Source organism: Bradyrhizobium sp. HKCCYLS20291, assembly GCF_051167715.1.
Classification (GTDB): Bacteria; Pseudomonadota; Alphaproteobacteria; order Rhizobiales; family Xanthobacteraceae; genus Bradyrhizobium.
The window spans coordinates 376,063-402,478 of record NZ_JBNPTO010000003.1 but is presented as its reverse complement, the minus strand read 5'-3'; the positions used below and the strand labels follow the sequence as shown (position 1 = coordinate 402,478).

Here is a 26,416-nt window from a genome sequence, read left to right as displayed (position 1 = left end):
CATTGCCGGACCGGACCGTCTGCCGTCCGATCGCCTCTGAAGAAGGCCCCGGCGCGCTTTCGGAGGCCACAGGTGAGAAGGCCCATGTCCGGGCGACAAGCGACGAGTGCAGCGCCTACAAGCTGCATCCAGCCGATGCCTCAAGCCTTGTCTCCGTCCACGAAGCGCGCGACGTCCTCCGGCAAGAGTTGACGCCGCACCAGTCCGTGGAGTTGGGCTTTCCCAAGAAGCCGCAGATCCTCGTTGAAGTCCTCGAGACGAGGACACAACGCGATTGCCTCGATGCCGGCGTCGAGCGCCCGTGCGGTCAGTGCTTCAGCGGCAGTGATGCCAGCCCGATCTGCGTCGACGGCGACATAGAGCCGGCGCAGCGTGGCTGGCCAGAGCAGCGTTGCGAGGTGGTTGGCCGAGAGCGCTGCGGCAACCGGCAGGGACGGCAGGACAGTCTGCAACGACAGCATGGTCTCGATGCCCTCACCGGCCGCCATGACGTCGTCGGCCATGCCAAAGCGGACGGCGTGTCCCAACAGGTCACCCATTGCCCGCCGCGGTGTCTCAATCGGTGCCTTGCCGAGCCGTCGGCCGTCGAATCCATCAGGATCGAGCCAGGTGCGATGAACGCCGGTAATGCGCCCCTCAAGATTGGTCACGGCTGCAATCAGGGCTGGCCAGGTCTCGACTGTGATCGCATCATCCGGGCGATAGAAGCATTGCGGGTGGAAGCGCAGAGGGTCGGCGCCCGTGGGCGGGTCGATATCGCGATTGCGCAAATACGCCTCAGCCAGCGTCCCAGCGAGCGGCTGGGCCATCGCGAACAATCGACGAGCCGCCTTGACCGGGTCTCTGGAGCGCCGGACGTACGCGCTCCTAACCGGCGGCTCACGTTGCCACTGTGGCAGCTTCAGGAACCGCCGCGCCTCCTCGGCGATCTCGCGAAAGCTGCGCAGTCCGCACGTCTGGCCGATCACGTCGAGCAGATCGCCATGCTCGCCGGTGGCGGCGTCGGTCCATTTGCCAGCCGCCCCCTTGGATGACGCATGCAGACGTACGAACAGCGAGCGCCCGGGCGTGTTGTTGATGTCCCCGACAAGCCAGTAGCGTCCCTCCCGCTTGCCGTTGGAGAGATAGTGACGGCACACCGCCTCGGCTTCATGCGCAAGGCGGCCTGCCAGCTCGGATGCATCGCTCATCACGGCTGCCCCCGCTCTCGAACACCCGCGATTGGAAACCGCTCCAGCACCTTGGCGAGGACTGCAGCGCCGCTCTCGCCCGTAGGCACGAACATCCTGAGCTTCCAGGCGATGATCTCACCAAACAGCCCAAAGGCTCGAAGGCAGTCCCTAAGCCCATCGGAGAATCCCGCGAGCTCGATCCGAGTGACGCCCATGACGCGGACGCGCCGGAGCTGCAGGCCTTCTGCGAGATCGAGCACGCATCCGTCGCGCAGCAACGCCGAGAACGCGTCATCCGGCGCGAGCGACGGCACCTCTACTGACGTCGTCGTCACCCAGCTCAGCGGGACCTTGCGGCCGATGATGCGCTCGCCAGCGTCCGTCTGGAGACGATAGACCCGGGTGGAATCCTGGGGCAGCCGCTTCCAGATCGGCAGCAGCAGCCCGGTGACGAGATAGATCGTGCTGGTCGTGAACTCAGGAATGGACGCGAGCTGCGCGCTCCAGCCCTCCGTGAACTGCTCACGGACGGTCTCGCCCCACCCCTGCTCGGCGAGCTTGGCGACGGACAGGGTCTGGCGCCCCATCGGTCCGATCAGATGGACGCGCTGCTCGATCTCGCCATCTTCGAGCAACCAGCTCGGGGCCGGCACCTGGATCGCGGTCCGTCCGGACCGATCATGACGCACCGGAGCGGCACGACGTTGCAACAGCCGCTCCAAGGCCTCGTTCAGCGGCATCGGCCGGTTGCGGTCGCGCTGGGTGATGGTGACGAGATGGGTCTCTGCGCCGGTGGCAGAATGGGTGTAGATCGTGCGCCGTTCCTTGATGACGAAGCTTTCCGCGCGCAGCGTCTCCAAACCAACGTCGAGAGTGCCGGACGCGATCGCCCCCTCGATCCGCGCCGCAAGCAGCTGCTCGAACACCGTGAACAGGATGTTCTGCAGCTCGATCGTCAGCGCCAGCAGCCGGTTCAAGAAGGTCGTGATCGGCGGCAGTTCGTCGCGCAGGCCATTCTCGTCCGTGAGCTTCAGGCCCGTCGCCTGCTCGAAGCGCTGCAAAGAGCAACTCCCAACTTGGCCGCGGGCCAGAAGCCCATAGAGCTGCCTCAGGGCATCTCGCGCGTGCGGGCTCTCCAGATTGTCCTCCGGGCGAAACAGCCCCTGCCCGCCGGTCTGACGCTGACCACGGGTGATCGCCCCCAGCGTGTCGAGCCGTCGCGCGATCGTCGACAGGAACCGCTTCTCCGCCTTGACGTCGGTCGCGATCGGCCGAAACAGAGGCGGCTGGGCCTGGTTGGTGCGGTTGGTCCGCCCAAGCCCCTGGATCGCGGCATCCGCCTTCCAGCCGGGCTCCAGCAGATAGTGCACCCGCAGCCGCCGGTTCTTGGCCGAGAGCTCCGCATGGTAGCTGCGCCCGGTGCCGCCAGCATCGGAGAAGATCAGGATCCGCTTCTGGTCGTCCATGAACGCGACAGCCTCGGCGAGGTTGGCTGAGGCCGGCCGGGTCTCTACAGCGAGCCGGTCACGGATCCGAACGATCCGTCTGCAGCGCCCCGTGATTTCGGCGACCAAATCCGTGCCGAAGCGCTGCACGATCTGGTCGAGCGCGCCAGATACGGGTGCCAGCGACGCCAGATGCTCGATCATCTCGTCGCGACGTGCCACCGCCTCGCGGCTCTCAACCGGCTGACCATCGCGGAACACCGGGCGCGAACACAGATTACCCTCGCCGTCGGTGAACGGCTCGTAGAGCTGAACCGGAAAGGAGTGGGCGAGATAGTCGAGGACGTATTCGCGGGGCGTGATGTCGACCTGGACGTCGCCCCATTCCTCGGTCGGGATCTCGGCGAGCCGGCGCTCCATCAGGGCCTCCCCCGTCGAGACGATCTGGATCACGGCGGCATGGCCGGCTTCGAGATCGCGCTTGATTGCACTGATCAGCGTCGGCGTCTTCATCGAGGTCAGGAGATGCCCGAAGAAGCGCTGCTTGGCGGATTCGAAGGCCGAGCGCGCCGCCGACTTGGCCTGAGCATTCAGCGTCCCGGTTGCGCCGGTGATATTGGCCGCGCGCATCGCAGCCTCGAGATTGTTATGAATGACCGCGAAAGCCTCGGCATAGGCATCGTAGATGCGGACCTGCTCGTCCGTGAGCCGGTGCTCAAGGAGCTCGTATTCGACTCCCTCGAAGGACAGCGATCGCGCGGTATAAAGGCCGAGCGCCTTGAGATCACGCGCCATCACCTCCATGGCGGCCACCCCGCCCTCCTCGATCGCCGCCACGAAATCGGCCCGCGTCGGGAACGGGAAGTCTGCGCCACCCCACAATCCGAGCCGCTGGGCGTAAGCGAGATTGTGGACGGTCGTCGCCCCCGTCGCCGAGACGTAGACGATCCGGGCATTCGGCAGCGCGTGCTGCAGCCGCAATCCCGCGCGGCCCTGCTGCGAAGCCGCCTGCTCCCCGCGCTCGCCCCTGCTTCCAGCGGCATTCTGCATCGCATGGCTCTCGTCGAAGATGATCACGCCATCAAAATCCCACCCTACCCAGTCGACGATCTGGCGGATGCGCGAAAGCTTCTCGCCCTTCTCATCGGTCCGTAGCGTGGCGTAGGTCGTAAAAAGGATGGCTTCACCCAGCCGGATGGGCGTGCCCTGCCGAAAGCGGGACAGCGGCGTGACCAGAAGCCGCTCCATGCCAAGCGCCGCCCAGTCGCGCTGGGCGTCCTCGATCAGCTTGTCGGACTTGCTGACCCAGATTGCGCGGCGGCGGCCCTTCAGCCAATTGTCGAGCAGGATGCCGGCGACCTGGCGGCCCTTGCCCGCGCCGGTCCCATCGCCGAGAAACCAGCCGCGCCGGAAGCGCATCGCTCCCTCGATTTTGTCGCCGGCTGCGCGGACCTGATCGAAGGTCTCATCAATGATCCAGGAGCCTGCCAGGAATCCACCATGCGCCTCTCCGGCATAGATGAGGCTCTCAAGCTGCGCCTCCGAGAGAACGCCGTTGCTGACGAGCTGAGGCAGCACATGCGGCCGATAGGTGGGTTTGGGCGGCATAACCGAGGCCATCGCCGCCGATTGCACCAGCTTCGTAGGATGAGGCTTTGTGCCTGGGATCCTGATCGACTGCAGCTGATACGGCTCATAGAGCGCCTCCGTCAGGCGCGGTCCGTCCGCGGGTAGATCATCCACGAGTTCATAGGCGAGCTCGCAGCCGGCAGGCTCGTGGGTCGGCGCCGGTGAACGTTCGCAGGCAGCAGGCGGGACGCGTCCTGCTCTCGCACGGAGACCAACAGGCTCCCCCGCCTCCGCGACAAAGCGACCCGCTATCGCCAGCCGTGGCGGCACGAGCGCCGTGATCCAGTCGAGCAAGGTTGTGACATCCGGTGCCATTCCCGCCGACTGCGGAAGCACGCGAGGATCCGGCGCAGGCTGCTTGTCGATCACGATCAAGCGCGTCGCGGTCGTAGTGCCTTGTCGTGCGTACACCGAGCCGTCGATCGCGGCAGAGAACACGACGCGACCTCGCTGCTGCAGGCTCACGAAGGCGTCCGTCCAGGTCGGATTGTCTGGCGCAAATCCGGCGGCCGTGATGGCAACCAGGCGCCCGCCCTCTCCAAGCCGAGCAAGCGCCGAAGAAACGTGACGCAACGTCGTATCAGCCTGAGGGCGATCCACATTCACCGTTGCCGAGAACGGCGGGTTCATCAGGACCACGCTCGGGACGCAGGCCCCATCGAGATGGTCATCGATCTGCGCAGCGTCGAAGCGCGTCACGGTGAAACCTGCGAACACCAGATCGAGCAACGCGGCGCGGCTTGCAGCGAGCTCGTTGAGCAGAAGCGAGCCGCCGGCGAGCTCGGCGAAGATGGCGAGGCTCCCCGTCCCTGCGGACGGCTCGAGCACGCGATCGGCCGAGGTCACTTGCGCTGCCGCAGCCGCGGCGAGCGCCAACGGCAGAGGCGTCGAGAACTGCTGAAGGGTCTGGCTCTCCATCGAGCGCCTGGAATGGCTCGACAGAAGCGCTGCGACCTTGCCAATCATCGGCAGCATGGCGGAGGGCACGCCATTGCTGGCCTTGATCATCGCGGGACCGTACTTCGCCAAAAACAGAACGGCGGCGATCTCGCAGGCCTCGTAGGCCGTCTTCCAGTCCCAGCCGCCCTCGGCGTCACTGGCGCCAAAGGAGGTCTGCATGGCGTGGCGCAGGCATCTCGCATCGATGCGCTCGCCGCGGGCAAGGTTTTGGAGCAGCAACTCGGCCGCACGATGGATGGCTTTGACGCGTGCAAGGAGTGCGAAGGGAGCCGTAGGGCAGCTCGTCTCGGTGACCATGGCAAAGAACCTCAAGGGAGAGCGAGGATGCGGAACGGCCGCCGAACGCTCTCTCTTGTCGGGCGACCTCACCCGCGCCGCCCCACCTCTCTCACTCTCGCTGCGCCTCAGCTCGCTGATGACCTGCATGACAAAGCCCGGCCGACCTGGCCGGGCTTCCATCATCGAAATCTTCACACTCGGGTCGTTCCGGACCGGGGTCACTCCGCAGCGATGATCTCCTCCACTTCATCAGCGCCTTCCGTCGTCTCCTCGTCCTCGCTGAGGAAAGCCGGGAGGCTGTCACCACCCTCGCCTTCTGCTGCCGGTGCGACATCGGTCTCTGCTCCTCGCAGCGGCTCCGGCAGCCAGCCGCTGCCATCGAGCAGCCGTTCGGCTTCGCGCGCCATATCTGGCTTCTTGAGATGCTCGATGAGTTGGGCCGAGGCCTCGCCCTTGGCCTCGCGCACAGTCTGCCGGATGCGCTGCTTGGTGACGCGGCCAAGATAGTTGTCCACGGTGGGCTTCCAGCCGGCCCTGATCATGTCGAGCCCGACAGCGCGCGACAGCCGGTCCGCCTGGTCGAGGCGACCACGGATGCCGTGCGCGGACATGCGCCCTTGATGCACCCGGTTGGCCGGCTCGGAGATCGCATTCACCGCCTGCGCTGCGCAATGCGCGAAGAGCTCGGCCTGCGTCGTCCCGTCCATCGCCGTCAGTGCCGTCCAGAGGTCCTTGTCGCTGGCAGGCAGCTTCGCCTTCCAGGCCGCGTGACGAGCGGCAATCGCCTTTGCCGGAATGCTGTCCTGTAGACCCGGCGGCTGCTCCGGAAAACTCGGGCTGCGCAGCGAGATCTCCAGGCAGTTGAGCGCGGAACCGAACGGATAGAACGTCGCCAGCACAAAGCAGTGCAGCACCGCCTGGAAGGCGACCTGCGGCTGCTGACCCAGAGCATCGCGCAGAGCGAGCGTGCGATAGGCAGAAAGCTCGCTGATCAGCCGCTCCGGCAAGGGCCGTTCGACATCCTCCCCTTCCTCATCGGGCACATCGCTCTGGCCGCCGCCGATCACGATCGCCGGCGCCGTTGCCCTGCCCTCCTCATCCGGAATGCCGGTCCGGCCATCGGCGTCCGTCCCAGCTTCGGCACCCAGATGGTCACTCGTCGCGGCGACCTCATCCTCCGGGCGAACGAAGCCGCGGGCGACCCGAAGACGGCCTTCCGAATCTATGCTGACAAACGCGCCGGCTCGCGCCATCTCTGCCTCATGGAAGGTCAGGGGCCGTTCCTCGAACGATTGCAGCGCCTCCTCGATCTCACCGAGGCGCCGGTCGACGTCGTCGGGCAGTTCGTCGGCCTGACCATAGTCCGCTTCGAGCTTGGCCTGTTCGGCCTTCAGCGCGTCGATTGTGGACTGCTCGCCGGCGGTGAGCTCGGCCGGCTCTCCGTGAAGCTCGCGCAAGCCATCGGTATGCCCGAACGGGAAGTCGACGGCGGCCGCGATCCACTTCCAACCCTCGGCACCGATCCGCTCGGCTTCGGTCTGCAGCTTCTCCGCGACGAGGCGATCGAGCAGCGCGACATCCTGCAGCCAGCCGCCGTCATCGGCCTCGAACAGATCCCGCAGCACCAGCCCGCCTGCAGCCTCATAGGAGGCAAGCCCCACGAACTGGACCCTGCGATCAAGGGCCCGAACAGTCTGCTCCGTGAGCTGGCGGCGGATCTGGTACGGCGCATCACAGCCGGAGCGGCTGGCCTTGTCCCACACCTCCCGCTGGCGCGCATGATCGCTCGTGACCGTGAAGGCCATCAGCAGCTCGAGCGTCATGCCGTCGGCGGCGTAGACATCGAGCAGCAGGGGCGAGACAGCCGCCAACCGCAAGCGTTGCTTGACGACCGCGACCGGCACGAAATGCCGCGCCGCGATCTCCTCCTCGCTCATACCGCTGTCGCGCAACGCCTGGAACGCGCGGAATTGGTCGAGGGGATGCAGACCGATGCGCTGGTCGTTTTCGGCAAACGAGTCATCCAGCGCCGAACCGGAATCGCGCACCACGCACGGCACCGCTTGCGTCTTCGCCATACGCTTCTGCTTCACCAGGAGCTCGAGCGCCCGGTAGCGCCTGCCGCCCGCAGGCACCTCGAACATGCCGGTCTCCTTGCCGTCGCCGTCGAGCGCGGCGCGCACGTTCAAGCTCTGCAGCAGCGTCCGCTCGGCAATGCTCTCCGCCAACTGTTCGATCGAAACGCCACCCTTGATCCGGCGGACATTGGACTGGCTCAGGACGAGCTTGTTGAAGGGAATGTCGCGCGACGGCGACAGCGTGATCTTCTGGGTAGCCTTGGTCATCGGTCGTTCTCCACGACGGGCGACCCAAGACTCTCTCTTAGGCCCTCAACCCGTCGCAGAGCACCTCTCGCCCTCTTGCTCTCCTCCACTCGGCCCCGGAGCGCCGCGCTCAGGCAGCCGCGCAGTCCGATCCGCCTGTCTCGACCTGCCCGGCCGCCCCCGGTGCAAAGCCGAGGAGATAGTCGGCCACACGGCTTGCCTGGCTCGCCGCTCGGACGATGGCACGATTGTCCTCGCGCAGGACATCGAGCCAAGCGCCGATATAATCGGCATGGCGCACGGTCGGTACGATACCGAGCGCGGCGCAACTAAATGCGGACGCGATCTCCGCGATCAGCTCCTCGAAGGCGTATTTGCTGCTACCGAACCGGCCCGAGAGATCGCGATTCAGCCGCGACGAATGCCCACTCGCATGGGCGAGCTCATGCAGGGCCGTGCGGTGCCAGTTGATCGGCTCGAAGAACGCGGCGGGCGGCGGCACCTGCGCGAAATCTTCCGCGGGAGCATAGAACGCCCGGTGACCGCCAATCCGGAAATCGACACCACTGTTCGCGATCAGCTTCTCCACCGCAGGCTCAATAGCGGTAGGCGGCGGAGGCGGCGCTGCTATTGCAACCTCCTTCGGCGGGTCGTCGCACTGGTCAGTGTTGAAGACCGTAAACCGCTTCAGGAACGGAATGGCCTGTACCTCGTCGCCAGTCTCGCGAGCGCGCTGCCGCTCATCTGAAGGGACGAAACGGTCAGCATAGACGACCGTGGTCCCGCGCTCGCCCTTCCGAACATGGCCGCCGAGGGACAGCGCCTGCCGGAACGTCAGCCAGTTCTGTCCTGCAAACCCGCGCTCGATGACGGCTCCCCAGAGGATCAGAACATTGATACCAGAGTACGGCCGTCCGGATGTGGCATTCCGCGGCAATGCGAGCTGCGCTTTCGCCGCTCGCGTGCCCCATGGCTGTACCCAAGGCACGCGGCCGGCCTCCAACTCGCCGATGATCTTGCTCGTGATCTCCTCATAGAGGCTCGCCCGGCGCTCACCGGCACGAGCTCCAACTCTCCGTCCATGCATCGGGGATCTCCGCGACGGGCGCGGCGGAACTCTCTCGCCGCTTCCAACCCGTCACGGCCAAACCGGCCTGCACTCTGATTCTAAGGGCGCCTCGCTCTGTGTCCGCCAACAAACCACGTGAATCCTCTCCCACTGGTGCACCCGCGACCTTTGCTCATCGACAATTGGGTAGCCCGCATGCCTAAACTGGCCGTAGCGGAGCGAAGGCAGAGAAGGCACCCGCAGGAGGGTCAGCATAGCGGCCGCTGCACCAGCGGCGGGACCCGGGACCGAGTGCAGTCGCGAGACCGGTTAACAAGGCACCCGCGTTCAGGACAGTGATAGCGGTGCCGCGAAGCGGCAGTCCCGGACGCGAGTGCCTCCGGCGAGCGACACAATTGGTGGCAGAATGAATAGATGGATTGCCGTCTCGATGCCCTACCCCGCTTACGAGACATGGGTCTTGGCCAAATTCAACAGCAGCTCATTCCGCTGCCCCATGCCAAGATGCGTTTTCATGCAGGAAGAAGGGGAGCACGCGCGAGCACCATGCGAGTAGATTGGGTCAAAAAGCGAGAATGCGCCGGTCGCATTTGCGATCATCAACACCGGGGCGACCGCCCACTCCGTCGCAAAGTACGGCTGGAAAACCACGAAAAAGCAGTCAGCGTCTGTAGCTTTGGCTCGACATCGCGGAGATTAAGTTCCGATCTGAGAATGGCGAGCTCGTCGTCGAGCCCCTTCATAGATCCCCTGCGCGATGCTGCCGACCGAATTCGGCGAAGCGTTCCAATAGCCCGATCTCCGACGCCGGGTGCATGCGCTCCGGTCGCACATATCCGGAAAATAAATTTCGCCTTCTTGCCCAAAGCTGACGATATCGTTCGTCGAACGACATGTAGTCTCGTGAGCACACCGGACATCGCTACGCTGGATTGACGTGGACGATACGCCTTTGCACTGCCGTTCGCTTTCCCTTTAACTATCCGAGATACGTCGGGCTTGCCGAGAGCGATCAGGCCCTTCGATTGCTGCATTCATGGCCGCGTGATCGGAAGTGCGGCAATGGCTGAACGAAAATACCTGACGCCAGAGGAAGTCTTGGATCGCTAGCGGGGTCCTGGCGTGCGCGGCGACAATCCGTTGAGCAGTTATTCGGTCGTGAGCATCTGAATTCACCGCCCCCTATCGGTTCAAGGTGTGCCTGGAACGCGCACGAGCAGCTCCCTGAGATTTTGCTTGATTAGCAAGCCAGCCTCCTCCTCCGTCACCGACCACAAGGAAGCCAGCTCTAGTACCGCGACTTGGGAGTCGACCGGTGTCAACGGTCGCTTTCCGCTACGCGCAAAAGGCCCGTCCGTCTCTGTCAGTACCCGGTCCCTTGGCATTTGCGCTGCGAGCGCTTTGCCTTTGTCGCTCCGCAGCATGACCGGGCCGACAGAGAACCAACAATCAAGGGCAATGGCTGCCTTCAGTTCGCTCTTGGAGCCCGAGAACCAATGCAAGACAGCAGTAGACCCGCATCGATGTTTCTGAAGGCTCGCCAGCACGGCATCGGCCGCGCCTCTGCTATGGATAGTGTAAATTCGGCCGCCACGATCTTGGGCGGACGCCAGGATTCGCTCGAACACCCTGAGCTGCACTTCTGCATGCGGTCGATAGGCGGGCGATCCATCAAGTCCGATTTCGCCGACGTACCGCGTCTCATCGAGCAGACGCTCAAAGAGTGAGACTTCGTTAAACCGCTCGTGCGCAAGTTCGGGGTGAAGTCCTAAAGCCGTTCGGATGTACCGCGTGCCTCTTCCAAGGGCAGCGGTTTTCGGCCACGCTTTGGGGGTGGTCGTCACCGACAAGACGTAGATGCCGGCTTTTTCGCAGTCCGCCGCCAGCTTCTGCGGGTCGTCAAAGAGATCGAGGTGGCAGTGGAAGTCAATCAAACGGCGAACCCTTCAGACGCAAGATATCGGCGAAGCTCATCCATTCCCCGGCCTGCAACGTCGATGTAGGCTTGACGATCAGACGTGTCGACCGGCAATGGCCCGGCACTCATGACATGGCGCTCCGCATCGTCGCCACGGATGAGGGCTGCTTGTACCGCGATCAGGTCGTCGCGGCCATCCTCATCGGTCATCACCGCTTGCAGATCAGGGTATTGATAATCGGTGCCATCCGGAACGCCAGCCGCATGCAAGGAGGCTCGCCGAATGAGACACGGAACGCACCGCCCGCATTGCTGGTTTCGGCGCTTCCACTTGCCGCAAGACACGGTTTGCGCCGCGAAATGAGCAAACGTACTGCTTGCCGCATGCGGAAGAGCCATCTCGCCCTTGGTGACGTGCCGATAAGGGTTGGAAACTGCGACAGGAATTCCTGCCCCGTCGAGCAAGCTTTGGACGCTTCCCAAAAAGTGAGGGTGCGCGGTGCGCGTGCTATGCGATCCCATCCGCCTGGGGGTCAATGGCGGGTTCAAGGCGATCAGTCCGTTTTCGCAAACGAAAAGGTCTGTCTTCGAAACTCTCCGGTAGCGAGCGACGGCTTCTGCAGCCAATGCAGCGAGAGCCAGAAACTGGAAACTTCGTGTACGCTGGCTATCGTCGTCGGCACCAGCCCAGGTCGGATAGCTATTGACGGACATTCGTTCGCAGGCGCTTGGAAGAAGGCCAGCGACAACGTCCTGTTTGTCGGAATCTCCTTTTGATGCGTGGCTTACGAGAAGCGGGCGTATGCCCTTCGCGATGAGATCGAGCGCACCGATCGCACTATCCAGCCCACCGGAGAAGAGCGCGACGCAGTCGACCTTCGCAAGATTGACCACACGATTACGGCTCTTGATATCGCTTACCGGAGGTGGGTCCATGCCGCCGTGCGTAAATTCGAAGTGCCAAAGGTCGGAACTCAAAAATCGAAGCGTCTGTTCCAGATGCGCTTTGAACGGCATCCAACGCTCTGGCTCGCTCAGCGGCAGATGCATCTCGAACGTCCGGCGCCACCCGTCCGGCTCGTCTGCACGCAGGATAAACGTGTCCGCCGCTGTCACCGCCATCGCGATGGATAGAAGGTCCATGGCGGCACGGCTCGGCTGGAGCGAGAGGCGTGTCGCGGCATCGTAAGCTTGCGCACCAACGGTACCGACGTGCTTGTGTGGCGGGCTCGACCCGTACAGCCAAACATGAACATCGCCATCCGGTTCATCTGGAACGCTCTCGCGATCAATGTGGAATACAAACCGGGTCATGCTTGGCATTCCCACTCGCGCCACACCTCGTCCATGGCAGCTCGCTCCAGCCTTCGAAATTCGTCGCGCGTGGCTCCGTTAAGCCCCTGCGCAACACGCGGTCCGAAGTGCTTGTCTACCACGACGCGGATCAGTTCTAGCAGGTCCGCTTCGGTCTGCGTTGCATGCGTCGCATCGGGAGCGTGATTCCACGCATCGCCTGCCACGTTTGTAATTTCGATGAAAAGAATGCGGCTAAAAAACTCTACCATGATTTGGACGAGGGAATCCGGCGTGAGCAGCGAAGGATCGAATACGCCAGCGTCCGGGAGCACTTCTGTGATTGCTTCTTGTATTGCTATCGTGATGTGATCGGCATCGATGTCTTCTGGCGCGAGCGCGCGGGCGATTTCCTGCGCAGCGACGTTGACCGGCTGCCCTCTCAACGCTGAAAAATCTACGCCGCTCGGCCCTTGGCCCGTGCCGCCTGCGCCAATATTCGCCAGAGTCTCGGCGAGCAACGCGCCCGTGCTGTAAGCGGAACCGAAACGCCGGGGGCCAACCGCACTTCCGTGCGTTGCATCGCGCGTGTATTTACCAAGCGCTGACAACAGCGTCGCAGTTCCGCCGCCAGCGACCGCTCTTCCGAATTCGGTCCGGAAGCCGCGAAAACGCTGCCCTTCTGGTTCGGGGAGTGGCTTGCCTGGCTCGTCGTCTACGCCGGGCGGTACCAGGGGCGAGGAATTCTTGGGGCCTTTACTTGATCCTGACGTTCCCATCCCGTTACGCCTCGTACCAGGCTTCATCCTTCAGCATAGAGCGCAGCCATGGCGGGACTGACGGAAGATCGCGGAAGAAGCGCGTGGCCACCTTGGCCGCTTCTGCGGACGCGCGCGCTAGCAGGATCGCGCCTCGGGCATCGGCACGGACACGGGTCCAATCGGGGTCCTTGCGCATGTGTGTAACGATGGCTTCCATGGCCGCGGTCTCGTGCCCACCCTTCAAGGCCGTCACAGCATCGGCTGCCGCGCGCGATGACATGCTGGGTGTCCGAACGAGTTCTTCCGCCGCCTTTGTAACCGCCGGCGACACAGCACCGGATGCAACGCGAACGGGGATGGTCTCTCGCGCCAGATAGGCCGCCGGCTTCAGATCGAGGTCCGCGAGCTTGGGTTCTAGCCGCGCCCAATCGGCAATGAAGGGTAGGAACGATTGCCATTTGTCGGGAAGCTCAGACTTGTGCTCATCAATTGGCTCTCCGCTTTCAATCCCTTGCAGGAACTTCAACTTCCCATCCGCTGCCGCATTGATCGCGTCGTGCAACGCTTCGGTCGCGGAGGTATCCACGCAGCGCTCGAAAAGCGCGAGCTTTGCGATGATGGCTTCATCCAAGGGCATTTTTCGCTTTGCGGCGATTGACGCCCGCATACGGACGACGTTGAGCAATCGCTTCACGATGCGTGGATTGCCCTGCACGTGCGCTGCGTGCGCGAGCAACGGCGACATGCGATCGGCCATATCAAGCGCGCGGCGCAGGTCCGCATCATCCTTCTTGCTGACACTCTCCAGCGCGTCGTCGATCGCGAAGGGCTGATCATGCGTCCATGATCGCCTGAGACGCTCGATCAAGAATGACCGCAGTTTTTCTTGCGCTGCAGGATCAGAATTCGCGCTTTGAAACAGGAGCAGAAAGAGGTAGGCACGAACTTCCTCAACGCCGAGCCGCGGCACGCGCACGGGAATCTGTATCAGCTTGTCGAGATAGTCGGTGACCTGTTTTTCTCCCGGCTCCTTGAAATGGCGGGCTACGGCGTGACGGATCATGTCTTCATCGGCGCCAATGACGAAGGCAGTTTTGGGCATGAACAGAAAGAGCCGCACGGCCTCCAGCGTGTGAATGGCGTTTTCGGGAAGGCAGCGATCAAGGTTGTCAATGAAAACGACAAGAGTTTTGCCGAGGCCTTCGAGAACTTCGCCGAACTCCTTCCGAAAGGCAGCGATCTCTTCCGGCGGCCCTTTTTCCGAGACATTTTTCAAAAGCCCGGATGTCTGCTCCTTGGCATCGGCGCCCGCTTTCCTGATCGCCTCAAGGTCGTCAGGGTCGCCTTTTCCTTCTAAGATATCGCGCGCGCCCTCTAGGCCGCGGGTGATTAAGCCGAACGTTGGTACACCCATTGCCAGCGCGCCACCCTCGGCCAGCAGCCCAAGCGCCCGAAGCTTATTAATCCTGCCGAACAGCGACATTGCCTTCGCTGTGAGAGATTGCGGCGCGGCCTGCAGAAGCTCGCTGGCAATGACTGACATCAGCGCTGCACGTGCGTCGTCAAAATCCTGATAGAGCCACGCGTCGAAGTTGATGAGGAGATACTTCCCCTTGTTCTTATCCAGGTCCTTCGCCACCAAACGGAGCGTGCTCGACTTCCCGACCCCCCAGCTCCCGAAGACACCCAGCGACATCGGTAGCAAATGGGGCTTGCCAATCATCTCGGCGATGAGTTCAGCGACCTCCGAATAGTTCAGGAAGTCAATGTCAGTATCGGTGTCAGCCCACATGCGAATTTCCGATGATGATGGGAAAAGGACAATGCCCCTAAAACGCTACCCCGATTGCAATATTCGAAATATGGTTCCAGGGGTTGAAGGCCACAAGATGGACCGCTGCCATCCCCGTAATACACAACTTATAGGACTAATTCGCCCTCAGATGGGTATTGGGCTCGACCTCGCACAGGAACATATATAGAACCCTGCCGCAGGTGAGCAAAAGAAGTTGGTCAACAAACCGCAGCGGTGCTCTCACTGGGGAAGAGATAACGGCTGAAGCGAAAAACAGCGTCTCTGATGCGAAGTGCGGCTCCTGAACTATCGTCCCCACTCCCGACTTCAATCCTGGAAATAGGCGTACGCGATCCATGGTGTTCAAATCATACGAAACCCTTGATGACGTGCACGCGATCGTCACCGAGCAAATCCCCGAGGGAGTGAACCTCGAATACAAGGGGTCCGATATCCTGATCAATCGCGACGCCAACAAGATCTGCAAGACGGTTTCGGCTCTTGCGAATTCGGCTGGTGGTACGTTCATCGTCGGAATAGAAATGAGGAACCTGATGCCGGTGCGCGTCGACGATGGCACACCGGGCCCATCAAAGCGGGATTGGATCTACCAAATTATCAACGGCGGCACATTTCCCGCTGTCGAGACCATAGAAATTCGAGAACTCCGACGCCGACTGGCACGATTTACGTCATCGACGTATCACCCAGTCCGCAGGCGCCGCATCAAAGCAACGACCACAAGTATTATAAGCGACGCGGCTCGCATTGCGACGTCATGGAGCACTATGAAATCGAGGACGTGCGCAACAGGCCTAAACGCCCGCTCCAGCCTCTGCGTGCAGAACTCCATACGCAGAGCATTCTTGCTCATTTGCGACTGACAAACGCGCACGAAACCGACATAATCAGCGATCTTCATTGCGAGATTGAGGCAAATTTCTCGATGCAGCGCGACAGCCTAGGCGCGCTTGGGGAGCGTGGAATTCGCGCGCTGGCACCACGGTCCGAGCTTCACTTCCATCTCGGTTCGCTGATCGAAATCCTGCAAACAAACGAACCCGTGGTGACTTTTAGATTCAGCTACACCTTTCATGATGCGCCGATGGTGCAATCCGCGACGTTTCATCTTGCCGACTGGAACCGAAGCGCGATCATGCAATCGCCTGTTGAACTAGCGCTGGTGCAGCTGGGGGAAAAGCTGGACAAGATGAATGGACAGATCGAAGGCCTGCGAAAGACGGCCGAAGCATATACGAATGCGGTCGCGGATGGCAGCGGCCTTCGCCTCTCCCAACGCAGCATACATGCGCTCAAGGACGTACCGCAGCTCTTCGACCCGCGCGAGTTCGACGCGGCGGGATACTGCATCATTGCGAGTATTTCCCTGGACGATGCATACGCTATCGCGCGGCTGCGCTATTTCCCCAACGACCAGGCGAAGGAATTGTACGAGCAGATTTCGCCTGAAGTCCGTTCCCGCTTCGAAAAACATTTCAAGATCGACTTTTCGGAAGAGGATTAACGGTCGAGTTTCACGCGCAAGCGGCGCGCGCTCCTGGAATACCCGCTCTCCACCCTCGAGAATATCGCATACGCTTCGACGGATATGCGCCTCCTCTGGCCCGCCAGATACATAGGTAATCGGCGGCAATTCCCCGGGTGCATAGGTGCCCACGGTCGCGGCGGATGTCAGCCGCGGGCGACGCAACTCAATTGGCCGGCCTGTTCGCCGCCGTTTGCTCGCCGCCGTGCTACCCCTGACTAATCAGGGCTCTATGTCTAGTCAGGATCTTGAGTGTCTAGTCGTACCATTGTGATCTGGAGTGACGGCATGGGAGATCGGAAATACCTGACGGCATAGGAAATCTCGGAGCGAGACCGTGGCGCAGTGAACGTCGGGACGCTCCGCAACTGGCCAGCGCTGCGCGTTGGCCCGCCTTCTTCAAGATCGGGAAAGCAGTCCTCTTTCCGATTGATGAACTCGACGCCTGGGACAGAGGAACAAGGTATCCTGCCGTACGTCTGGACGCCCGCCGGCGACCAGGCCTGATCAGGCGTGACGATCACGATTTTTCACCCGCTACCGTCACCACACCCCTCCGCCAGTTGATGGCGGACCTCGAAAATTGGGCGCTTGTTAAACAGTTAGCGCCAGCACCGTGCTCGTGCACGATGATCCCAATACGTTAGTTGTACACGGTGGGGAGATGCAAACCCCGCAGGAAGGCCGACCAATAATCTTCGAGTTTGAGAATGGCGACGGCTTGCCCTGCGAAAGCTTCGGTCAACTGCGCTCTTCACGGTGAAGGTCGGCTACAGTGATGCCGAGCGCGAGTGCCAGTCTTTGGATATTGTCTAGCGTGTTGCTGTGCTTTTTGCATGAACCCGGAGCTGCTGGGATGCCCGCTTCTGATAAAATAGGAACGCGCATTCGGAGAGCTTGAGGATCACAATACTCTACGTGAGGCACTGGCGCTCTCGAGCCGGAGGTCGCGTCCAGAGCAACGAATTTCTACGCCACTGTATCCGAAACACGCATAGATGCCTCGGGGTTCTTCCATCGGCGAATTGCAGCATCTTGACTGCCTCAAGAACGCACCGAGCTCTAAGCCGGAGCATCTACGATCGAAAGCCCTCCCGTGTACGATCCCAAACTCAGGTGGTCTAAGCACTTCCATGAGCACATTGGACAAGAACGACATCAAGCAGCGCCGTCTCGTCGACTTCAAGCACGGGTGCAGCTATGGCAAATTCGGCAAGACAAAAGCCTACGAACTTATCGCGCAAGAGCGTATCAGGGCCTACAAGATGGGAGGCAAGACACTCATTGATCTCGATAGCATCGATGAGTATCACGCCTCGCTGCCACGCGTCGAATCTCGGGCGATGATCTAGGCGGACTTGCGCAGAGGCTCGGCGGCTCTTTCGCGCAAGCGATCCAAGCGATCGGCCCAATGCTGCATCAGGCGCACGCGTTCGCTCCAATAGGCTGCCCGATTATAGATGCCGCGAATCTTGTTCTTGTCACCCTTGGCAAGCTGGCGCCGTACTACCTCGTCGCGGCGCCGCCTCTTCTTTTCATCCGTTTCGTGGGCAAGTTGGGCTTCCACCACATCGCCGTCGAATATTCCCTCTTCATTTAGCAAAGTCGAGGCACTCGAGCGGAAGCCGTGGGCGCAGTGGTCGCCAGAGGGGCCCGTGTCGTAGCCCATGATCCGTAGCGCCTTGTTGATCGTGTTGTCGGACATCGGCACATCGTCGTCATGGGAAAACAAATACCGACCGCGGCCAGTCAGAGGTCGCAACTCGGCCAGGATAGCCAAGGCTTGGCGAGACAGCGGCACCTCGTGATCATCGCGCATCTTCATCTTCTCTGCGGGGATCAGCCAGACGCAATTCTTCTCGTCGAACTCCGTCCACTCGGCCAGCCGTAGCTCGCCAGGACGGACCATGGTCAAGGCGATCAGCTTGAGGGCGTAGCGGACGAGTCCGCCATTTTTGGCTTCATAGACCTCAATGCGGCGCATCAGATCGCCGACATCTTCCGGATCGGTCAGTGCTGGGCGAGGGTTGCCTTTCGGTGCCTTTGTGAGGGCGTGCTTCAGATCGCGAGTGGGATCGCTGCTGCAGTACGAGGCGCCGACACCGAACTGGAACACACGCGAGGCGGTCGATCGCAGGCGCCCCACGGTGTAGAAGCGGCCACGGGCCTCGACGCGGCGCAAGGCTGTAAGCAGTTCCGGCGGGGTGATCTCGGATAGTGGGCGATCACCTAGCTCGCGATAGAGCTGAGCAAGATTCCAGCACTCCCGCTTGATCGTTGCCTTTGCCTTGTTCTCTTTCTCGAGCTTCGCCTTTACCCATTCCTCGCCCACGGCGCGAAAGGTGTGTTTGAGTTTCTCGTCCTCCTGGCGGTTCGCCTCGCGCACAGCGACGGGATCCAAGCCTTGGTCGAGCAGCTTCTCCGCCTCATGACGCTTTTCGCGCGCGGCCTTGAGCCCGACCGTTGGAAAAGTGCCGAAAGACATGTTCTTGCGCTTCCCACCGAAGCGGTAGCGGAAAAGCCAGAGCTTGGTCCCATTGGGCCGAACCACGACGCTCAGGCCCTGGCCATCGGCCATCGCATATTCCTTGGCCAAAGGCGCCGCGTTGCGGATCTTCGTATCGCTCAGCTCGTCCATGGGAGGCGCCCTCGCAATAGCGAGCCGCTTCAGTGTACCTGGCCGATTCAGTGTACCTACAGTGTACCCAAAAGAGCCGGATGCCTGCGAACGGCCGCGAACCGTATCAGGCTTTTATAGACGTCGAAGTGTCTGATTTTGTGGCGAATCTAGCTTGGCAGCGAACCGGCGCGGACGGGAACGAACGGGGCCGGAGAGGCTGATGGTGCCCAGGGGCGGGATCGAACCACCGACACTGCGATTTTCAGTCGCATGCTCTACCAACTGAGCTACCTGGGCAGGTCTCGTGAGGGGCAGAAAAGCCCTGCGAGCCGGCGGTTTATAGTGGGCGCGGACGGTGCTGTCTACCGCCCAGAGCGTAAGTTTTCACATTCCTTTTGCAGTTGCGCGGCGGCGCCCGCGCTGGTCGGCAGCGCCGGTCCAAGCCGATGGAAATACGGCCTTATTCGACGTCGTCCTCGTCGCCCTCGACGGCCGGGATGACATAGGAGCCGCTGAGCCAGCGATGCAGGTCGACGTCGCGGCAGCGCGGCGAGCAGAACGGGCGGGACGCTTCCGCGGCGGGGCGGCTGCAGACCGGGCAGCGGCGGATCGGCTTGGGCGCTGCGGCCTGCGGTGTGGTGGTGTCGTCGGACATGGCGGCTATCTAGGCGTCCAGGCGGGGGAATGCACCCCGCGGCGCATGATTCGGACAAATCGCCCGGGGATGTCCGCAAGGGTCATGCGCGGGCAACGCGGGCGCTCAGACGCCGACGGTGTTGAGCCAGCCGAAGCGGATCGGGAAGCCCTCGCCGGCGAGCAGGGTCGTGGTCTCGTACAGCGGCAGGCCGACGACGTTGGTGTAGGAGCCGACCATCTTGACGACAAAGGAGCCGGCGATGCCCTGCACGGCGTAGCCGCCGGCCTTCCCCCGCCATTCGCCGGAGCCGATATAGGCCTGGATGTCGTCCTCGCTGAGCCGCTTGAAGCGGACGCGGGTCTCGACCAGGCGCTGGCGGAACGCCTCCTTCGGCGTCACCAGGGTGATCGCGGTGTAGACGCGGTGGTTGCGGCCCGACAGCAGGCGCAGGCACTGCGAGGCCTCGTCGACCAGATTGGCCTTCGGCAGGATACGGCGGCCGACCGCGACCACCGTATCGGCGGAAATGATGAAGGCGCCGCGCAGCTCGTCGTCGAGCTGGACCGATTTCAGCGCCGCATCGGCCTTGGCCCGCGCAAGCCGGTTGGCGCAGGCGCGTGGCAGCTCGCCGCGCTTCGGCGTCTCGTCGACGTCGGCGGGGCGCAGCGCGTCGGGCTCGATGCCGGCCTGGTTGAGCAGCGCCAGACGCCTCGGCGAACCGGATGCAAGAACGATTTTGGGACGGCCGAGCATGCTGATTTCGCTGAGGGATTCGGAAGGCTTGGGGCGGGCGCGCGGAACCTATCGGAAGGGCTGCCGTTCCACAACCCGCTAGGGTCGGACAAGGCTGCGACGGGCCTGCTCTACGGGGCGAGTTTGAGCTGATGACAACGCTGGTATTTCGGTTCGATGACACCTCGCCGGGGAACCGGAGCTCACAATGCGGCCGGACCCGGCTTGGCGAAGCGCTTGCGGATGCGCGTGAACAGGCCGTCGCAGACCTCACGATAGGCGGCGAGCTTCTGCTCGCGGTTGCCGTCGGTGTTGGTCGGATCCGGCGTCGGCCAATATTCGACGTCGGCCGCGATGGTGCGGGTCAGCTCGAGGGCCTTGTGATGCGCTTCGGGAGAGAGAGTGATGATGAGGTCGAAGTTCAGGCCCTCCCAGTCCTCGAGCTCCGCGAAGGTGGTCGGCTTGTGCTGCGAGATGTCCTGGCCGAGCTCGGCCATCACGGCGACGGCGAACGGATCGATCTCGCCCTTCTTGACGCCGGCGGAGCGGACGTAGAGCGCCTGCGGAAACATCTGGCGCAGCAGGCTCTCGGCCATCGGCGAGCGCACGCTGTTCTGGCCGCAGGCGAACAGCACCGCCTGCGGCTGGCGCGCGCGCGGCGGCCCCTCGGCCATCGGGCTAGGCGCCCTTGGCTGGACGGATGGACGCGCAATGGTGAGCCCGCGGCGTCACTGGCCCTCGCCCTTCCAGTGCAGCACCGTGATCAGGGTGAACAGCCGGCGCGAGGTCTCGAAGTCGACCCGCACCTTGCCCTTGAGCCGCTCCTGCAGGGTGCGCGAGCCCTCGTCATGGATGCCGCGGCGGCCCATGTCGATCGCCTCGATCTTGTCGGGCGTCGCGGTGCGGATCGCGTTGTAATAGCTGTCGCAGATCATGAAATAGTCCTTCACGATCCGCCGGAACGGCGACAGCGACAGCAGGTGCGTCACGACGGGCGTGCCGTCCTGCTTGCGGATGTCGAACATCAGACGGTTAGCAGTGATGCCGAGATGCAGGGTGAAGGGCCCGTTGCCGTCGGCGCCCTCGGGCGCGAACAAATTCTCCTCGACGAGGTCGTAGATCGCGATCGCCCGCTCGTGCTCGATGTCAGGGCCGGAGCGGCCGATCGACTCCTCGTCGAGCGTCACCGCCACGATGCGATTGGTCCGGTCGTCGCCTGGCGGGTTCTGGGTCATGGCAGGTTGAGGCGTATTCCCACGGAGCGTGAATGGGCGTCGAGACCCTCGGCCTTGCCCAGAGTCATCGCCGCTGGACCCAGCGCGCGCAACTGGTCCGGACCGCATTTCAACAGCGACGTGCGCTTCATGAAGTCGAGCACGCCGAGACCGGAGGAGAACCGCGCCGAGCGCGCGGTGGGCAGCACGTGATTGGAGCCGCCGACATAGTCGCCGATCGCCTCCGGCGTGTGCGCGCCGAGGAAGATGGCGCCGGCATTGCGGACCCTCGCGGCGAAGGCGTCGGGGTCGGCGGTCATGATTTCGAGGTGCTCGGCGGCAATGGCATCCGCCAGCGGCACGGCCTGGTCGAGATGCTCGACCTCGATGATGGCACCGAAATCGGCCCAGGATGCGCCGGCGATCGCCGCGCGGGGGAGCGTCTTGAGCTGGCCTTCGACGGCGCGGGCGACGTCATTGGCGAGGCGGCGGCTGTCGGTGATCAGGATCGATTGCGCGCTGGCGTCGTGCTCGGCCTGGGCGAGCAGGTCGGCGGCGATCCAGTCGGCATTGCCGCTGTCATCGGCGATGACCAGCACCTCGGACGGGCCGGCGATCATGTCGATGCCGACCTTGCCGAACACCAGCCGCTTGGCGGCGGCGACATAGGCGTTGCCGGGGCCGACGATCTTGGCCACGGGGGCGATCGTCGCGGTGCCATGCGCCAGCGCCGCCACCGCCTGGGCGCCGCCGACGCGGTAGATCTCGGAGACGCCGCCGAGCTGCGCGGCCGCCAGCACGAGGGGATTGAGCTTGCCGTCGGGCGCCGGCACGACCATCACCAGCCGGCCGACGCCGGCGACCTTAGCGGGGATGGCGTTCATCAGCACCGAGGACGGATAGGCCGCGGTGCCGCCGGGCACGTACAGACCGGCGGATTCGATCGCGCTCCAGCGCCAGCCGAGCTCGACACCGGCTGCGTCGGTGAAGCGCTGGTCAGAGGGCAGCTGCTTGAGATGGAAGGCCTCGATGCGGTCGCGGGCGAATTTCAGCGCATCGACGGTCGCCACATCGCAGGCCTTCACCGCGGCTTCGATCTCGGCCGGCGTGACGCGCAGCGTGGCGGCGGTCAGCTCCAGCCGGTCGAACTTGCGTGTCGCCTCGAGCAGCGCCGCATCGCCGCGCCGGGCGACGTCGTCGACGATGGCGCGGGCGGCGGCTTCGACGTCGGCGGAGGTCTCGCGCTTGGCGGCGAGAAACTGCCGAAACTGGGCGTCGAACTCGGCGCTGGCGCGGGACAGGCGAATGGGCATCTCTGGCACTTTCCGAAGGGGTGGCTGCCCCCGACCCCCTGCTCAATGGCGCGGCAGCGCGGGGCCGTCAACCCTTTGAACCCGCCCCTACCCCGACAGCGGCGGCACGTCGTCGATCTCGCCGATGCCGAGATCATCCTGGCCGAGATCGGTCAGCTCGCATTCCAGGCATTCGACATCCAGTCGCAGCGCGCCGCCATGGGAGAACAGCAAGAGCGCGCTGCCGGCCGGAGCCTCGCTGCCGGCATGGAATTCGATGCCGATCAGCTCCAGCGCGGTCTCGGGCGCGGCGAGGTCGATGCGGCGCGACTTGCAGGCCAGCACCCGGTCGAAACGCAACGCCGAAAGCAGCCGGCGCGGCTCGCTCTCACCGTGCAGCGCCTGGTCCCAGTCGAGCCGGTTCATGCCGATGACCAGCCGCTTCTCGGCCTGGCGCCAGATGATGTCGGCCGGCACAACCCGCGCGTCCTGCACATGTGCCGAGATCACCGCGAGATCATCGGCGTCGAGCGCGATCAGTTTGAGCCGGTCGGTCACCACATCATCCTCTTGGCCAAGCCCTCATTCGCGAATGCGCTCGATGGTGGCGCCGCAGGCCTTCAGCTTGTCCTCCAGCCGCTCGAAGCCGCGATCAAGATGGTAGACGCGGTTGATCATGGTCTCGCCTTCCGCCGCCAGCCCGGCAATCACCAGCGACACCGACGCGCGCAGGTCGGTCGCCATCACAGGCGCGCCGCGCAGGGTCGAGATGCCTTCGATCCGCGCGGTCTCGCCGTCCAGACTGATACGCGCGCCGAACCGCGCCAGTTCCTGGACGTGCATGAAACGGTTCTCGAAGATGGTCTCGGTGATCGCCGAGGCGCCCTGCGCCCGCACCATCAGCGCCATCAGCTGCGCCTGCAGGTCGGTCGGGAAGCCCGGAAACGGCGCCGTCGTGACCTGCACCGGCCGGATGCCATGGCCGTTGCGCACAACACGGATGCCTTCGGCATCGCTCGAAATCTCCGCGCCAGCCTCGGCGAGCACGTCGAGCGCCGACTGCAGCAGCTCGGGCCGGGCGCCGGCGAGCCGAACGTCGCCGCCGGTCATCGCGGTGGCGATCGCATATGTGCCCGCCTCGATGCGATCGGGCAGCACGGTATGCCGGGCGCCATGCAGCGACGCCACGCCCTCGATTTCGATAACAGGCGTGCCGGCGCCGCTGATGCGCGCGCCCATCTTGTTGAGGCAGTCGGCGAGATCGGTGATCTCTGGCTCGCAAGCGGCATTGGTGATGATGGTCGTGCCCTTGGCGAGCGCGGCGGCCATGACCGCCACGTGCGTGCCGCCGACGGTGACCTTGGGGAAATCGATTGTGCCGCCGCGCAGGCCGCCCGGCGCCTTGGCGACGACATAGCCGGCGTCGATGTCGATGCTGGCGCCGAGCTTTTCCAGCGCCATGATCAGCAGATCGACCGGCCGCGTGCCGATGGCGCAGCCGCCGGGCAAGGACACCCGCGCCTCGTGCATGCGCGCCAGCAGCGGCGCGATCACCCAGAAGCTCGCCCGCATCCGCGACACCAGCTCATAGGGAGCGGTCGTGTCGATGATGTCGGCCGCCGAGATCTGCAGGGTCTGGCCCTGATACTGGCCGTCGCCGGGGCGCTTGCCGACGGACATGATGTCCACGCCGTGATTGCCGAGAATGCGCTGCAGCTGCGCGACGTCGGCCAGCCGCGGGACGTTGTCGAGGATCAGCGTCTCCGGCGTCAGCAGGCCTGCGATCATCAGCGGCAGCGCGGCGTTCTTCGCGCCCGAAATCGGGATGGTGCCGTGAAGCGGGGTGCCGCCGACGATGCGAATGCGATCCATGCTGATCCTATGGGAGCTGGCCGGGAAATCGGGCTGAGATGGGCGCAACAGGACCGACATTACGGCGATTTGATGGGTTCGCAACGGCAGGTCGCATCCTCAGTCCATTCATCCCCTGACCGTGCAATCCGTCGCCCGAATCAGACCGGCGGGACCAGCGGATCGGCCAGGAATCCATGCAGCGCGGCGACCACCTGGGCGCCCTCGCCGATCGCGCCGCCGACGCGCTTGACCGAGCCGGAGCGCACGTCGCCGACCGCGAACACGCCGGGCACCGAGGTCTCCAGCGGCGACACCATCCGCCCCGCATTCTGCTCCGACTGCGCGCCGGTCACGACGAAGCCGGCGCGGTCGAGCGTGACGCCGCAATCGCCGAGCCAGCCGGTGGCCGGATCGGCGCCGACGAACAGAAACAGGTTGCTGACATCCGCGGGCGTCTCCTCGCCGGACAGCCGGCTCTTCAAGGTGATGCGTTCGAGCCCCGTATCAGTGCCGCCGTCGAGCGCGACGACCTCGGTGTTGAACAGCAGCTCGATGTTCGGCGTCGCCTCGATGCGCTCGATCAGGTAGCGCGACATCGACGCGGCCAAGCCGCCGCCGCGGATGATCATCCGCACCTTCCTGACGTGGCCCGACAGAAACACCGCGGCCTGCCCCGCCGAATTGCCGCCGCCGACCAGCGCGACCTCTTGGCCCGCACACAGCCGCGCCTCGATCGGCGACGCCCAGTACCAGACGCCGCGCCCCTCGAACTCCTTGAGCCGGTCGAGCCCGGGCCGCCGATAGCGCGCGCCGCTCGCAACCACGACCGAGCGCGCCCGCACCTCGTCGCCGCCCTCCAGCGCCAGCACGAAGGCGCCGGCCTTGCGCTCGCAATCGAGCGCCGCCACCGACACCGGGATCATGATCTCGGCGCCGAACTTCTGCGCCTGGTTGAAGGCGCGTGCGGTCAGCGCCAGGCCGGTGATCCCGGTCGGAAAGCCAAAGTAGTTCTCGATGCGCGCGCTGGCGCCGGCCTGGCCGCCGAACGCGCGCGAATCCAGCACCGCCACGGACAGACCTTCCGACGCGCCATACACCGCGGTGGCCAGCCCCGCCGGCCCGCAGCCGACGACCGCGACGTCGTAGATCTTCTCGCCGCGCGGACCGCCGATCATGCCGACGGCGCGCGAGCTCAGTCTCGCTCGGATTGCGCAGCACGCTGCCGTCGGAGACGACGACCAGCGGCAGCTCGGCCGGCGTCGGCGAATAGCGCGCGATCAGGTCGGCGGCGTCGTGATCATCTGCGGGATCGAGCAGATGGTGCGGAAAGCCGTTGCGGGTGAGAAAGCTCTGCAGCCGCGCGATCGCCGCCGATTGCGGCGGGCCGATCATCACCGGGCCGCCGGCGCCGCCCTGGATCAGATTGACCCGGCGCAGGATCAGCGCGCGCATGATGCGCTCGCCAAGCTCGGCCTCGGCGATCAGGAGCGCACGCAGCCGCTCCGGCGGAATCAGGATGACCTCGACATCGCCCTCGGCATAGCCATCGACCAGCGCGACGCGGCCCGAGAGCTGGGCGATCTCGGCCAGAAACTGCCCCGGCCCCTGGTCGATGACCGGCGTGACATGGCCGAGGCCGTCGCGCTGGGTGATGGCGACGTGGCCCTTGAGAATCACGAACATGCCGGGCCCGGGCTTGCCAGTCTCGAACAGCAGCTCGCCGTCACGATAGGTCCGGATCTCGCCGAAGCCGCGCAGGCGCGTGATCTCCTGCGCGGTCAGTTCGGGAAAGGTCTGCTCGAAGCGGGCGAAACTCCTCGCCAGATCCGCGGGCTCTGCCGCCGCGTTCACCGTCGTCCCGTCATTCGCTGCCATC

At 63.9% G+C, this 26,416-nt stretch carries 19 protein-coding genes, 1 tRNA gene and 2 pseudogenes; 3 read left to right on the top strand and 19 right to left on the bottom strand.

Features of this window, described 5'->3' with window-relative positions; genetic code table 11:
- Positions 1-140: 140 nt before the first annotated feature.
- From ACQR07_RS09745 to ACQR07_RS09710, 8 genes are all read right to left on the bottom strand, one after another.
- Positions 141-1,193, bottom strand: coding sequence for a DUF7146 domain-containing protein (locus ACQR07_RS09745; protein ID WP_434902081.1), 1,053 nt, complete (start codon positions 1,191-1,193; stop codon positions 141-143).
- Entirely contained in the window at positions 1,190-5,503 is a 4,314-nt protein-coding gene (locus tag ACQR07_RS09740; protein ID WP_434902080.1) for a strawberry notch-like NTP hydrolase domain-containing protein, read from the bottom strand. Before ACQR07_RS09740 ends, ACQR07_RS09745 begins: the two co-directional genes overlap by 4 nt.
- 200 nt (positions 5,504-5,703) lie before the next feature.
- Positions 5,704-7,830: a ParB/RepB/Spo0J family partition protein gene (locus tag ACQR07_RS09735; protein ID WP_434902079.1), complete on the bottom strand. Its 2,127-nt coding sequence runs from the start codon at positions 7,828-7,830 to the stop codon at positions 5,704-5,706.
- Positions 7,831-7,939: 109 nt separating this feature from the next.
- Positions 7,940-8,896: an ArdC family protein gene (locus ACQR07_RS09730; protein ID WP_434902078.1), complete on the bottom strand. Its 957-nt coding sequence runs from the start codon at positions 8,894-8,896 to the stop codon at positions 7,940-7,942.
- Positions 8,897-10,068: 1,172 nt separating this feature from the next.
- Positions 10,069-10,812: a Qat anti-phage system TatD family nuclease QatD gene (gene qatD / locus ACQR07_RS09725; protein ID WP_434902077.1), complete on the bottom strand. Its 744-nt coding sequence runs from the start codon at positions 10,810-10,812 to the stop codon at positions 10,069-10,071.
- Positions 10,809-12,110: a Qat anti-phage system QueC-like protein QatC gene (gene qatC, locus ACQR07_RS09720; protein ID WP_434902076.1), complete on the bottom strand. Its 1,302-nt coding sequence runs from the start codon at positions 12,108-12,110 to the stop codon at positions 10,809-10,811. The genes qatD and qatC overlap by 4 nt, the downstream gene beginning before the upstream one ends.
- On the bottom strand, positions 12,107-12,868 hold the full coding sequence (locus ACQR07_RS09715; RefSeq protein ID WP_434902075.1) for a hypothetical protein: 762 nt from the start codon (positions 12,866-12,868) through the stop codon (positions 12,107-12,109). Before ACQR07_RS09715 ends, qatC begins: the two co-directional genes overlap by 4 nt.
- A gap of 4 nt (positions 12,869-12,872) precedes the next feature.
- Positions 12,873-14,642 (bottom strand): KAP family P-loop NTPase fold protein, encoded by a 1,770-nt coding sequence (locus ACQR07_RS09710; protein ID WP_434902074.1) that lies wholly within the window; start codon positions 14,640-14,642, stop codon positions 12,873-12,875.
- 359 nt (positions 14,643-15,001) lie between these two features.
- Here ACQR07_RS09710 and ACQR07_RS09705 point away from each other — a divergent pair, with 359 nt between their 5' ends.
- Both ACQR07_RS09705 and ACQR07_RS09700 read left to right on the top strand, forming a co-directional pair.
- Positions 15,002-15,529, top strand: a complete 528-nt coding sequence (locus ACQR07_RS09705) for an AlbA family DNA-binding domain-containing protein (protein ID WP_434902073.1) — start codon at positions 15,002-15,004, stop codon at positions 15,527-15,529.
- Positions 15,424-16,170 (top strand): hypothetical protein, encoded by a 747-nt coding sequence (locus ACQR07_RS09700; protein ID WP_434902304.1) that lies wholly within the window; start codon positions 15,424-15,426, stop codon positions 16,168-16,170. Before ACQR07_RS09705 ends, ACQR07_RS09700 begins: the two co-directional genes overlap by 106 nt.
- Here ACQR07_RS09700 and ACQR07_RS09695 read toward each other — a convergent pair.
- Positions 16,167-16,305 (bottom strand): annotated as a pseudogene (locus ACQR07_RS09695) (AAA family ATPase); the annotation flags it as partial. The gene ACQR07_RS09700 and the pseudogene ACQR07_RS09695 sit on opposite strands and share 4 nt — an antisense overlap.
- A gap of 1,019 nt (positions 16,306-17,324) precedes the next feature.
- Between ACQR07_RS09695 and ACQR07_RS09690 the strand changes: the two are divergent.
- On the top strand, positions 17,325-17,543 hold the full coding sequence (locus ACQR07_RS09690) for a hypothetical protein (RefSeq protein ID WP_434902072.1): 219 nt from the start codon (positions 17,325-17,327) through the stop codon (positions 17,541-17,543).
- On the opposite strand, the gene ACQR07_RS09685 is transcribed toward ACQR07_RS09690, so the two are convergent.
- The 10 genes and pseudogenes from ACQR07_RS09685 to ACQR07_RS09640 form a co-directional block, all read right to left on the bottom strand.
- A complete protein-coding gene (locus ACQR07_RS09685) occupies positions 17,540-18,829 on the bottom strand; it encodes a tyrosine-type recombinase/integrase (protein ID WP_434902071.1) in 1,290 nt (429 codons plus the stop codon). The two genes, ACQR07_RS09690 and ACQR07_RS09685, sit on opposite strands and share 4 nt — an antisense overlap.
- A 203-nt stretch (positions 18,830-19,032) precedes the next feature.
- Positions 19,033-19,108 (bottom strand) — tRNA-Phe (locus tag ACQR07_RS09680).
- A gap of 163 nt (positions 19,109-19,271) precedes the next feature.
- The gene (gene yacG, locus ACQR07_RS09675; protein ID WP_434902070.1) at positions 19,272-19,466 is read right to left on the bottom strand and encodes a DNA gyrase inhibitor YacG; all 195 of its coding nucleotides are present in this window, start codon (positions 19,464-19,466) and stop codon (positions 19,272-19,274) included.
- A 105-nt stretch (positions 19,467-19,571) separates the two neighbouring features.
- Positions 19,572-20,201, bottom strand: coding sequence for a Maf-like protein (locus ACQR07_RS09670; protein ID WP_006613056.1), 630 nt, complete (start codon positions 20,199-20,201; stop codon positions 19,572-19,574).
- Between the two features lie 182 nt (positions 20,202-20,383).
- Entirely contained in the window at positions 20,384-20,854 is a 471-nt protein-coding gene (locus ACQR07_RS09665; RefSeq protein ID WP_434902069.1) for a low molecular weight phosphatase family protein, read from the bottom strand.
- Between the two features lie 54 nt (positions 20,855-20,908).
- The gene (locus tag ACQR07_RS09660; protein ID WP_434902068.1) at positions 20,909-21,415 is read right to left on the bottom strand and encodes a UPF0262 family protein; all 507 of its coding nucleotides are present in this window, start codon (positions 21,413-21,415) and stop codon (positions 20,909-20,911) included.
- Positions 21,412-22,707: a histidinol dehydrogenase gene (hisD, locus tag ACQR07_RS09655; RefSeq protein WP_434902067.1), complete on the bottom strand. Its 1,296-nt coding sequence runs from the start codon at positions 22,705-22,707 to the stop codon at positions 21,412-21,414. Before hisD ends, ACQR07_RS09660 begins: the two co-directional genes overlap by 4 nt.
- Positions 22,708-22,794: 87 nt before the next feature.
- Positions 22,795-23,244 carry a DUF2948 family protein gene (locus tag ACQR07_RS09650; RefSeq protein WP_434902066.1) on the bottom strand — a complete coding sequence of 150 codons (450 nt, stop codon included), beginning with the start codon at positions 23,242-23,244 and terminating at the stop codon, positions 22,795-22,797.
- 24 nt (positions 23,245-23,268) lie between these two features.
- Positions 23,269-24,558: a UDP-N-acetylglucosamine 1-carboxyvinyltransferase gene (gene murA, locus ACQR07_RS09645; protein ID WP_434902065.1), complete on the bottom strand. Its 1,290-nt coding sequence runs from the start codon at positions 24,556-24,558 to the stop codon at positions 23,269-23,271.
- A 140-nt stretch (positions 24,559-24,698) separates the two neighbouring features.
- Positions 24,699-26,415 (bottom strand): annotated as a pseudogene (locus ACQR07_RS09640) (FAD-dependent oxidoreductase).
- Position 26,416: the final 1 nt, after the last annotated feature.

What these genes read in the sequence shown, in the direction of transcription:
- ACQR07_RS09740 (WP_434902080.1), bottom strand. Translation starts at nt 5,503, where the DNA reads ATGGTCACCGAGACGAGCTGCCCTACGGCTCCCTTCGCACTCCTTGCA.
- ACQR07_RS09735 (WP_434902079.1), bottom strand. Translation starts at nt 7,830, where the DNA reads ATGACCAAGGCTACCCAGAAGATCACGCTGTCGCCGTCGCGCGACATT.
- ACQR07_RS09730 (WP_434902078.1), bottom strand. Translation starts at nt 8,896, where the DNA reads ATGCATGGACGGAGAGTTGGAGCTCGTGCCGGTGAGCGCCGGGCGAGC.
- qatC (WP_434902076.1), bottom strand. Translation starts at nt 12,110, where the DNA reads ATGACCCGGTTTGTATTCCACATTGATCGCGAGAGCGTTCCAGATGAA.
- ACQR07_RS09715 (WP_434902075.1), bottom strand. Translation starts at nt 12,868, where the DNA reads ATGGGAACGTCAGGATCAAGTAAAGGCCCCAAGAATTCCTCGCCCCTG.
- ACQR07_RS09710 (WP_434902074.1), bottom strand. Translation starts at nt 14,642, where the DNA reads ATGTGGGCTGACACCGATACTGACATTGACTTCCTGAACTATTCGGAG.
- ACQR07_RS09705 (WP_434902073.1), top strand. Translation starts at nt 15,002, where the DNA reads ATGGTGTTCAAATCATACGAAACCCTTGATGACGTGCACGCGATCGTC.
- ACQR07_RS09700 (WP_434902304.1), top strand. Translation starts at nt 15,424, where the DNA reads ATGGAGCACTATGAAATCGAGGACGTGCGCAACAGGCCTAAACGCCCG.
- ACQR07_RS09690 (WP_434902072.1), top strand. Translation starts at nt 17,325, where the DNA reads ATGAGCACATTGGACAAGAACGACATCAAGCAGCGCCGTCTCGTCGAC.
- ACQR07_RS09685 (WP_434902071.1), bottom strand. Translation starts at nt 18,829, where the DNA reads ATGGACGAGCTGAGCGATACGAAGATCCGCAACGCGGCGCCTTTGGCC.
- yacG (WP_434902070.1), bottom strand. Translation starts at nt 19,466, where the DNA reads ATGTCCGACGACACCACCACACCGCAGGCCGCAGCGCCCAAGCCGATC.
- ACQR07_RS09670 (WP_006613056.1), bottom strand. Translation starts at nt 20,201, where the DNA reads ATGCTCGGCCGTCCCAAAATCGTTCTTGCATCCGGTTCGCCGAGGCGT.
- ACQR07_RS09665 (WP_434902069.1), bottom strand. Translation starts at nt 20,854, where the DNA reads ATGGCCGAGGGGCCGCCGCGCGCGCGCCAGCCGCAGGCGGTGCTGTTC.
- ACQR07_RS09660 (WP_434902068.1), bottom strand. Translation starts at nt 21,415, where the DNA reads ATGACCCAGAACCCGCCAGGCGACGACCGGACCAATCGCATCGTGGCG.
- hisD (WP_434902067.1), bottom strand. Translation starts at nt 22,707, where the DNA reads ATGCCCATTCGCCTGTCCCGCGCCAGCGCCGAGTTCGACGCCCAGTTT.
- murA (WP_434902065.1), bottom strand. Translation starts at nt 24,558, where the DNA reads ATGGATCGCATTCGCATCGTCGGCGGCACCCCGCTTCACGGCACCATC.